The organism is Cobetia sp. LC6 (assembly GCF_030264805.1).
In the GTDB taxonomy this organism is placed as follows: domain Bacteria; phylum Pseudomonadota; class Gammaproteobacteria; order Pseudomonadales; family Halomonadaceae; genus Cobetia.
Genome location: NZ_JASSPL010000018.1, coordinates 60,518 through 70,284, shown reverse-complemented (window position 1 = coordinate 70,284; position 9,767 = coordinate 60,518). Strand labels below are relative to the sequence as shown.

The following is a 9,767-nucleotide window of genomic DNA, read 5'->3' as shown; positions in this document are numbered from 1 at the left end:
TGGCTCCTCGAACAGGACTCGAACCTGTGACCCAATGATTAACAGTCATTTGCTCTACCAACTGAGCTATCGAGGAACAACCTTGAACACGCGACGAATTATACGGAAATACTCAATGGCGTCAACCACCTTCGGCCATTCAGACCACCGCAGAACTCGCTGGATTCCTCCTGCCGGATCCACCTCCGAAAGCGCACGAAGCGACATCCAGATGTGACAAGGCCCGCACGGATGCAGGCCTTGGAATCACTGGTGGCTACACCCTGATTTGAACAGGGGACCCCATCATTATGAGTGATGTGCTCTAACCAGCTGAGCTATGTAGCCACACGACGAGGCGTATATTGCAGGTCAGGCTGCTGAATTGCAAGCACTTTTTATCAAAAGCTCAACAGACGAGCCCGACGGGCCGATCAGATCCCCAGCGCTGTCTTCACCGCGGCAAGGCCAGGCTGGCCCTCCACGGTCTCGACCCCCTTGAGCCAGGCCTCCAGCACCTGCGGGTTCTGCTTGAGCCAACTGGCCGCCGCGTCATCCGGGTCTTCGCCGCCATCCATGATGTCACCCATCAACTGGTTTTCCATCTCCAGGGTGAACTCGAGATTGGAAAGCAGGGCCCCGACGTTGGTGCATGCTTCGCTGTAGCCCGCGCGGGTGTTGGTATACACCGTCGCACCGCCCAGATTCGGCCCGAAGTAATCATCGGCCCCTTCCAGATAGCCCATCTCGAAGCGGGTGTTCATCGGGTGCGGTTCCCAGCCGAGGAACACGACCCACTCCTTGGCGGCAATCTTCGATTTCACTTCCGCCAGCATGCCGGCTTCCGAGGAGTCAATCATCTCGAACTCGCCCATGCCGAAGGCGTCGTCGTCGATCATGTCGGCAATGATCATGTTGCCGTCGTTGCCCGCCTCTATCCCGTAGATGCGACCGTCGAACTTCTCGAGATTGTCGGCAAGGTCCGCCACCGAGGTCACGCCGGCATCCAGTACATACTGCGGCACCGCCAGGGTGTATTTCGCGCCCTGGAGATTGGCGCGCGGGCGATCGACCTGCCCCTTGTCGATGTAGGGGTCACTGATGGAGGCCATCGACGGCATCCAGTTGCCCAGGAAGACATCGAAGTCATCATTCTTCATGCCGGCATAGGCGATCGGCACCGAGATGGTGTCAGAGGTCGTCTCATAGCCCAGCCCTTCCAGCACGGCACGCGTCAGGGCGGTGGTTGCCGTGATGTCCGTCCAGCCGACTTCGGCGAAACGCACAGTGCGACATTCTTCCGTCACGGCGGCCAGGGCCTGATTCGCCATGACCGGCACGGCGATGACGCCCAGTGCCAACAGCACCTTACCAGGTGATCGTTTCATGCTAACCCCTTGTTTTATTGTTCATTGTCAGTCAACTCTCAAGCGCCGGTGCAACGTTCAACCTACGTTGAGATCGACATGCTGCCCTTCCATGTTCTACCGCACTGTAGCGCTTTTACCAACCGGGCTCGCCAACTCACTGTCTTTCACGCCCGCCTGCCGCTGGCCGTCACCTGACCTCGATTCCTCGCCCGCCTCCCCTCTGATGCCCTCCCGGACTGCCTGTTGACAGCCCCCTGGCTGCCCCGCCCTGCCTCAACTTGACGCATCGAGAACCAGCCTCTACACTTTTTGTTAATTGAACGTTCAATAAAAACTTTGCACACGACAGCATGGTGCAGCGCTCGCGGCAAACCGGTGATGATCCAGTACCATGGCCACACCCAGTGTCACACCGACCCGATATACGAAAAGGACTCCGTTGATGCCCAAAGTGGGAATGGAACCTATCCGCCGCCGCCAGTTGATCCAGGCCACCATGCAAGCCATCGATGAGGCAGGACTCGCCGACGCGACTGTGGCCCGTATCGCCCGTCACGCAGGTGTATCCACCGGTATCATCAGCCACTATTTCGGCGGCAAGGATGGCTTGATGGAAGCCACCATGCGCCAGATTCTCACTGACCTGCGCAGCGCCGTCAGTGAGCGTCGCGCCGCACTGGCAGATGATGACGTCCGCAGCCATCTGCGCGCGGTGATCGACGGCAACTTTGACCGCAGCCAGGTCAGTCAGAGTGTCTCCAAGACCTGGCTGGCCTTCTGGGCCTCCAGCATGCACCGCATTCCGCTGGAACGCCTGCAGCGGGTCAACGACAGGCGGCTGATCTCCAATCTGTGTGCCCTGTTCCGCCGCTGCATGCCGCTGAACGAGGCACGTGATGCCGCGGCCGGACTGGCCGCCCTGATCGACGGCCTGTGGTTGCGCGGTACGCTGGACCCGACCGGCCTCGATGTCGAGCGCGCACGCCGCCTCGCCTACGAATATGCCGACTACCAGCTGACACGTCACATGACAGTATCCCTGAACGCGACAGACTCCCCCACTTCCCCTGAACCCAGTAAGGAGCGCACGCATGGCTAACGGCAACGCAAGCTTCCCGACCCAGACCCTCTACATCGGTGGCCGTCGGGTCGAGGCTACCTCCGGCGAGACCTTCGAGACCGTCAACCCGGCCACCGGCGAAGTCATCGCCGAGATCCAGCAGGCCAGCGGTGCCGACGTCGATACCGCCGTCGAAAGCGCCCTGCAGGGTCAGAAGGTGTGGGCCGCGATGACCGGCATGGAGCGTTCACGCATCCTGCGCCGCGCCGTCGATCTGCTGCGCGAGCGCAACGACGAACTGGCGCTGCTCGAGACACTCGACACCGGTAAGCCGCTGTCCGAGACCGAAGCGGTCGACATCGTCACCGGTGCCGATGCACTCGAGTACTACGCGGGCCTCGCGCCGGCCATCGAAGGCAGCCAGATGCCGCTGCGTCAGGAAGCCTTCGTCTATACCCGCAAGGAGCCGCTGGGCGTCATCGGCGCCATCGGTGCCTGGAACTACCCGATCCAGATTGCCTGCTGGAAGTCCGCCCCGGCCCTCGCCGCCGGCAACGCCATGGTCTTCAAGCCCAGCGAAGTCACGCCGCTGAGCGCACTGAAGCTGGCCGAGATCTTCACCGAAGCCGGCCTGCCGGACGGCGTGTTCAATGTCGTGCAGGGCGATGCCCGCGTCGGCGTGATGCTCACCGAGCACCCGGATATCGCCAAGATCTCCTTCACCGGGGAAGCCGGTACCGGCAAGAAGGTCATGTCCGCTTCCGCCTCTTCCAGCCTCAAGGAAGTCACCATGGAGCTGGGCGGCAAGTCCCCGCTGCTGGTATTCGCCGACTCCGATCTCGACCGCGCCGCCGACGGCGCCATGATGGCCAACTTCTACAGCTCCGGTCAGGTGTGCACCAACGGCACCCGCGTCTTCGTCGAAGCCAGCGTCAAGGAGGCCTTCGAGGCCAAGATCGTCGAGCGCGTCGCGCGCATCAAGGCCGGCGACCCGCAGGATCGCGCCACCACCTTCGGTCCGCTGGTCAGCTTCGAGCACCTGGACAAGGTCGTCTCCTATCTGGAGATCGCCAAGCAGGACGGCGCACGTCTGCTGGTCGGCGGTGAGCGCATGAGCGAAGGCGACTTCGCCAAGGGCGCCTGGGTCGCACCGACCGTCTACACCGACTGCAGCGATGACATGCGCATCGTGCAGGAAGAGATCTTCGGTCCGGTGATGTCCATCCTGTCCTTCGACAGTGAAGAGGAAGTCATCCGTCGCGCCAACGACACCACCTATGGACTGGCGGCTGGCCTGTTCACCGAGAGCCTGAACCGCGCGCATCGCGTGATTCACCAGCTCGAAGCCGGTATCTGCTGGGTCAACACCTGGGGCGAGTCGCCGTCCGAGATGCCGGTCGGCGGCTACAAGCAGTCCGGTATCGGTCGCGAGAACGGTGTCGAGACGCTGTCTCATTACACCCAGACCAAGTCCGTGCTGATCGAGATGGGCCCGTTCGAGTCCGCCTTCTGAGCCATCACTGGCCGAAAGGCCTGACGACAGCAGCATCCTCTGGCGCCAGAGGCTGAAGTACCGGGCCTCAATACCGGCCCTCAAGACCGGGCCTCAAGTACCGGGACTAAGCAAGACGAAGCGCCAGATGCCCCACCTGCCGGCATGTCGAACACTCGCCATGCCGGCTGCACGCCGTGTCGCTCGCCAGCGCCGCGCGCGGTGCCCGAATTCCGGTGAGTCGTCGAGTCCCCTGTGGCAGCTTGCTGTCATGCGGTGCCCCGACGACTCTTCACAGACACATCACCGTATCCATCCGCCCGGCAGTGGCCACCCCTCGTCGTCGACGGGGCGTCCTGCGCCCGCATGTGGCATCTGATACGAAAGGAGATTTCATGAGCCAATTCGAGCGTGAATACGACTACGTCATCATCGGTGCCGGCAGTGCCGGCAACGTGCTGGCCACCCGCCTGAGCGAAGATTCCGACGTCAGCGTGCTGTTGCTGGAAGCCGGTGGCCGCGACCACCGCTTCGACTTCCGTACCCAGATGCCCGCCGCCCTGGCCTACCCGCTGCAGGGTCAGCGCTACAACTGGGACTTCAAGACTGACCCTGAGCCGCACATGAACAACCGTCGCATGGAATGTGGTCGCGGCAAGGGCCTGGGCGGCTCCTCGTTGATCAATGGCATGTGCTACATCCGCGGCAACGCGCTGGATTACGACAACTGGGCCAAGGACCCCATCCTGGCCGACTGGAACTATCGTGAGTGCCTGCCCTACTTCCGCAAGTGCGAGACACGCGATATCGGCCCGAATGACTACCATGGCGGCGACGGCCCGGTGTCTGTCACCACGCCCAAGCAGGGCAACAACGAGCTCTATCATGCCTTCATCGCGGCAGGCATCGAGGCGGGCTACCCGGCCACCGAAGACGTCAACGGCTACCAGCAGGAGGGCTTCGGCCCGATGGACCGCTTCGTGACCAGGGAAGGCCGTCGTGCCTCCACCGCGCGCGGCTATCTGGATACCGCCAAGAAGCGCCCCAACGTGACCATCGAGACGCGTGCCACCACCGACGTCATCCTGTTTGAAGGCAAGACGGCGGTCGGTGTGAAGTACGAGCGCAAGGGCCAGGACCACCGCGTGCGTGCGCGCAAGGAAGTGCTGCTGTGCGCCGGCGCCATCGCCTCGCCGCAGATCCTGCAGCGCTCAGGCGTCGGCAACCGTGAACATCTCGAGCCGCTGGGCGTGAAGATGGTGCACCACCTGCCGGGCGTGGGCGAGAACCTGCAGGATCACCTCGAGCTCTACATCCAGTACGAGTGCACCAAGCCGATCTCGCTCTACCCGTCCCTCAAGTGGTACAACCAGCCGCCCATCGGCCTGGAGTGGATGCTCAAGGGGACTGGTGTGGGTGCCAGCAACCAGTTCGAGGCCGCCGGCTTCATTCGCAGCGATGACAACGAAGCCTGGCCGAACCTGCAGTATCACTTCCTGCCGATCGCGATCAGCTACAACGGCAAGAGCGCGGTGCAGGGCCACGGCTTCCAGGCACACGTCGGTTCCATGCGCTCCCAGAGCAAGGGTCGTGTCCGACTGACCTCTCTCGACCCCAAGGCCGCGCCCTCGATCTTCTTCAACTACATGGCCGAGGAGCGGGACTGGGAAGAGTTCCGCGCCGCCATTCGCCTGACTCGCGAGATCATCGCTCAGCCGGCACTGGATGATTACCGTGGCCGCGAACTGGCGCCGGGTGCTGATGTCCAGACAGACGAGCAGCTCGACGAGTACGTACGCAATCATGCCGAGACGGCCTACCACCCGTGCGGCAGCTGCCGCATGGGCAGTGACGAGACCTCCGTGGTCGATGGTGCCGGTCGCGTACATGGCCTCGACAACCTGCGCGTCGTCGATGCCTCGCTGTTCCCGGTCATCCCCACCGGCAACCTGAACGCGCCGACGATCATGCTGGCCGAGAAGATGGCCGACAAGATTCGGGGCCGTGCTCCGCTGCCGCCGTCCGACGCTGACTACTTCGTGGTCGAGCCGGGCACACCGGCCAAACAGCCCGCAAAGCGCCAGATCGATTCCGCGCCGACCAATGGCTGAGCACTGATCAATGACTGAGCTCGGGTCGATGACCAAGCACTGATCAACGCCTGCGACAGGTAGTCTGGCCTCACGCACGCAAGCGCTATCGATCGTCCAAGGCCCCGCATTGCGGGGCCTTTTTCATGCCTGTCAGAAACAGCCACTCACCCCGGTCTTGCGCTCTCCGACTGCCTGGCCCGGGCGGCTGTCCTTTTCGAGAACGAACCCGCACACCTTAGACCTTGGGCGTACTGCAGGGTCGAGCAACATGGGATACGCTGAAGACAATTCAAACAACCGTTCTAAACGCATGGCTGCTACGCTGTAGTAACACCATGCAAAGACACCATCCCTCGCCACCCGGAGATCCTGCCATGACGCAGCTCATCCTCATCCTTGTCGCCATTGCCGGTCTGTTGGCCGTCATGGCACGCGAAGCCGGGGCCCTCGCGGCCATCGGCGTTCTCGCCATCATCGGCATCGTCGGCCTGGCGGTCGACGCGCCGGTGCTGGGTTGCCTACTGCTGATCGGCGCGGCACTGGTCGCGGTATGTGGCCTGCCGGCCCTGCGCAGCAAGTGGCTCAGCCCGCGTCTGTTCGCGATGTTCAAGAAGGTCTCCCCCAAGGTCTCGGACACCGAGAAGGTGGCGTTGGAAGCCGGCACCGTGTTCTGGGACGCCGAGCTCTTTTCCGGCAAGCCGCAGTGGGACACCCTGACCGCACAGCGCAACGAGGGCATCTCCAGCGAAGAGCAGGCCTTCATCGACCAGCAGTGCTCTATCGCCTGCGGCATGACCAACAGTTGGGAGATCGCACGCGAGCGTGCCGATCTGCCCGAAGCGCTGTGGGAATACCTCAAGCGCGAGAAGTTCTTCGGCATGATCATTCCCAAGGAATATGGTGGCCTGGGCTTCTCGGCCAAGGCGCAGTCGCTGGTGCTGCAGAAGCTGGCAGTCAACGAGACGCTGATGGTCACCGTCGGCGTGCCCAACTCCCTCGGCCCGGGCGAGCTGCTGCTCAAGTACGGCAGCGAAGAACAGAAGAACTATTACCTGCCGCGTCTAGCCGATGGCCGCGAGATCCCGTGTTTCGGCCTGACCGGCCCGCGTGCCGGCAGTGATGCGACTTCCATCCCGGACACCGGCATCGTGTGTCGCGGCATGCATGATGGCGAGGAAGTCGTCGGTATTCGCCTGAACTTCGAGAAGCGCTGGATCACCCTGGCGCCGGTCGCCACCGTGGTCGGCCTGGCCTTCCGCATGTTCGACCCCGAGCACCTGCTGGGTGACGTGGAAGACATCGGCATCACCTGTGCCCTGATTCCGCGTGACACCGACGGCATGGACATCGGCCGTCGTCACCACCCGATCGGTGCGCCGTTCATGAATGGTCCGATCTTCGGCAAGGACGTCTTCATTCCGCTCAGCTACCTGATCGGTGGCGAGCAGATGGCCGGCCAGGGCTGGAAGATGCTGGTCGAGTGTCTGTCGGTGGGTCGCTGCATCACCCTGCCATCCGGCTCTGCGGGCATCTCGCGCTACGCACTGGGCTGGAGCGCCGGCTTTGCGCGCATCCGCCGTCAGTTCAATCTGCCGGTGGCCGAGATGGAAGGCGTTCAGGAGCCCCTGGCGCGCATGGCCGCGATGAACTACATCAGCCAGGCGTCGGTGCTGCACACCGCCAACATGATCGACAACGGCCACAAGCCGGCGGTGCCTTCCGCCATCCTCAAGAGCCAGTTGACCGAGATGGCTCGCTCGCTGCTGGCCGATGGCATGGACATCCACGGCGGACGCGGCGTGACGCTTGGCCCGCGCAACTACATTGGCGTGGCCTACGCCGGCACTCCGGTCTCGATCACGGTGGAAGGCGCCAACATCATGACCCGCAACCTGATGATCTTCGGTCAGGGCGCGATCCGCTGCCATCCTTACGTGCTGGAAGAGCTGGCCGCCAAGGACGCCGATGACCTGAACGCCTTCGACAAGGCCTTCTTCCGCCATGCCGGCCTGATCTTCGGCAACGCGGCACGCGCCTTCACCCAGAGCTTCGGTATCGGTGGCAAGGCCAGTGGCTTCGACACCGTTGCCACACCCTACGCCAGCCACATCAATCGCTTCAGCGCCGCCTTCTCGCTGTCCGCCGATGCAGCCATGGCAAGCCTCGGCTCCAGCCTCAAGGCGCGCGAAATGCTGTCGGCGCGCCTGGGTGACGTGCTGTCCAACCTCTATCTGGCATCACTGACGCTCAAGCAGTGGCACGAAACCGAGGCCTGCGAACACGAAGAGGCGCTGTTCCACTACAGCATGCAATGGCTGCTGCACCGCGCGGAGAAGGCACTGGATGAGTTGTTCGCCAACCTGCCCAACCGTGCGCTGGGCACTGCCCTGCGCGTGATCGCCCTGCCGCGTGGCCGTCAGTTCGCCATGCCCAGGGATAGCCTGACCCGCGAGGTCGCCCGTGCCGTTTCCACCGACACTGCACTGCGTGCCAAGCTGACCGACAACACCTGGGACGCCCAGGACGAAGGCCAGCAGGACAACGCCCTCGCCCGCTACAACGCGCTGCTCAAGGACTATCCGCGCGCCGAGCCGATCTACAAGGCGCTGGCCAAGGCCTACCACAAGGGCGAGATTCCGGCCGATGCCCTGTCACCGGAAGCACGTATCGAAGCGGCGGTCGAGGCAGGCATCCTCTCAGCAGAGGATGGCGACTTCATGCGCGTCTTCGAAGCCGAGGTGCTCGACATGCTGACCGTCGACCACTTCGAATTCGACGCCTTCGTGCGCAAGCCGATGGCGAGTGACGGCACCGCCTCCAACCCGCAGCAGGACGCCGCCTGATCACTACTGGCGACGCCCACGTGATCGACGCACGAACTGATCACTGATCACTGATCACTGATCACTGATCGCAGAACCACAAAGGCCCCGCTCAATGAGCGGGGCCTTTGTCTTGGCAGAGCATGCCATTCGCTTGCGTCATCTCATCCTCAGATATGACGCGCGAAGTGCTCCAGGTCAAGCACGAAGGCGTTCTTGTAGGTCTCGAAGTCCTTCGGGCGCGCCTTGAAGGAGCGCTTGATGCGCTCGCGGTCCAGGCGCAGCGGCGCGTCGAGGGCCGCCAGGTTGCCGACACGCGCCGCCGGATTCATGCCGACCAGCTCACGCGGTTGATCCCCTTCGGCCTCAGCCTCCAGCCAGTCGTTGATGCCGGCGCGACGCAGCACGCTGACCAGTGAGCTGTCGGTGATGCGTACCTGCAGGCGACCGTGATCGGCCAGCTGGGAGACCAGCGCGATGCCGTGGTCATGACCGCGATGCACCGTCGGCGTCGCCCACAGCGCCAGATTCAGACCACGTGCGTTCTCGTCGAGTACCAGCAGCGCGGCAGAGTGGATGCGCTCGGCATCGTCGACCAGCGCGAACAGGCGCGCCATCTCATTCTTGAACCACACCCCACGCACGCCGGCGTAACTCACCAGCGCATCCAGCCCCCCTTCGCGGCCATGGACCTCGGCGCACAGCATCGCCAGACAGGCATCACGTCGGGCACCGGCACTCACTTCAACCACTTTCATCGCGTTCTCCGCCACAGGCATTTTCAGCGCGCAAGACTAGCACACTCGCTCGCCGGCCGCTTATTCCGGCCTTGAGTTGCGACCAACGCCTCGCTTGCCAGCCTTGGCCGAGCTACCAGCGCCACACGCCGGCTGTTTAGACAAAGCATATCCAGCAGCCGCCGAGCCATAAACTCAGTCTCGAGTTCAGCCA

The 9,767-nt window shown here is 63.1% G+C and carries 6 protein-coding genes and 2 tRNA genes; 4 read left to right on the top strand and 4 right to left on the bottom strand.

The genetic code is table 11. The annotated features are described in order from the left end of the window. The 3 genes from QQF40_RS16300 to QQF40_RS16290 all read right to left on the bottom strand — a co-directional run bounded on the left by QQF40_RS16300 (position 1) and on the right by QQF40_RS16290 (position 1,310). Positions 1–76, bottom strand: a tRNA-Asn gene (locus QQF40_RS16300). Positions 77–250: 174 nt separating this feature from the next. Then, a tRNA-Met gene (locus QQF40_RS16295) sits at positions 251–327 on the bottom strand. Between the two features lie 86 nt (positions 328–413). Then, a complete protein-coding gene (locus QQF40_RS16290) occupies positions 414–1,310 on the bottom strand; it encodes a choline ABC transporter substrate-binding protein (protein WP_285461945.1) in 897 nt (298 codons plus the stop codon). 481 nt (positions 1,311–1,791) lie between these two features. Here QQF40_RS16290 and betI point away from each other — a divergent pair, with 481 nt between their 5' ends. From betI to QQF40_RS16270, 4 genes are all read left to right on the top strand, one after another. Beyond that, positions 1,792–2,448, top strand: a complete 657-nt coding sequence (gene betI, locus QQF40_RS16285) for a transcriptional regulator BetI (RefSeq protein WP_175090571.1) — start codon at positions 1,792–1,794, stop codon at positions 2,446–2,448. Then, positions 2,441–3,922 carry a betaine-aldehyde dehydrogenase gene (betB, locus tag QQF40_RS16280; protein WP_285461941.1) on the top strand — a complete coding sequence of 494 codons (1,482 nt, stop codon included), beginning with the start codon at positions 2,441–2,443 and terminating at the stop codon, positions 3,920–3,922. The genes betI and betB overlap by 8 nt, the downstream gene beginning before the upstream one ends. A gap of 374 nt (positions 3,923–4,296) precedes the next feature. Next, positions 4,297–6,012 (top strand): choline dehydrogenase, encoded by a 1,716-nt coding sequence (betA, locus tag QQF40_RS16275; protein ID WP_285461940.1) that lies wholly within the window; start codon positions 4,297–4,299, stop codon positions 6,010–6,012. 356 nt (positions 6,013–6,368) lie between these two features. Beyond that, positions 6,369–8,837, top strand: a complete 2,469-nt coding sequence (locus QQF40_RS16270; protein ID WP_175090574.1) for an acyl-CoA dehydrogenase — start codon at positions 6,369–6,371, stop codon at positions 8,835–8,837. A gap of 149 nt (positions 8,838–8,986) precedes the next feature. Here QQF40_RS16270 and QQF40_RS16265 read toward each other — a convergent pair whose 3' ends face one another. Next, the gene (locus QQF40_RS16265; protein WP_285461939.1) at positions 8,987–9,574 is read right to left on the bottom strand and encodes a hypothetical protein; all 588 of its coding nucleotides are present in this window, start codon (positions 9,572–9,574) and stop codon (positions 8,987–8,989) included. Positions 9,575–9,767 lie beyond the last annotated feature (193 nt).

Coding starts and splice junctions, on each gene's coding strand:
- betI (WP_175090571.1), top strand. CDS start 1,792: ATGCCCAAAGTGGGAATGGAACCTATCCGCCGCCGCCAGTTGATCCAG.
- QQF40_RS16270 (WP_175090574.1), top strand. CDS start 6,369: ATGACGCAGCTCATCCTCATCCTTGTCGCCATTGCCGGTCTGTTGGCC.
- QQF40_RS16290 (WP_285461945.1), bottom strand. CDS start 1,310: ATGGCGAATCAGGCCCTGGCCGCCGTGACGGAAGAATGTCGCACTGTG.
- betA (WP_285461940.1), top strand. CDS start 4,297: ATGAGCCAATTCGAGCGTGAATACGACTACGTCATCATCGGTGCCGGC.
- betB (WP_285461941.1), top strand. CDS start 2,441: ATGGCTAACGGCAACGCAAGCTTCCCGACCCAGACCCTCTACATCGGT.
- QQF40_RS16265 (WP_285461939.1), bottom strand. CDS start 9,574: ATGAAAGTGGTTGAAGTGAGTGCCGGTGCCCGACGTGATGCCTGTCTG.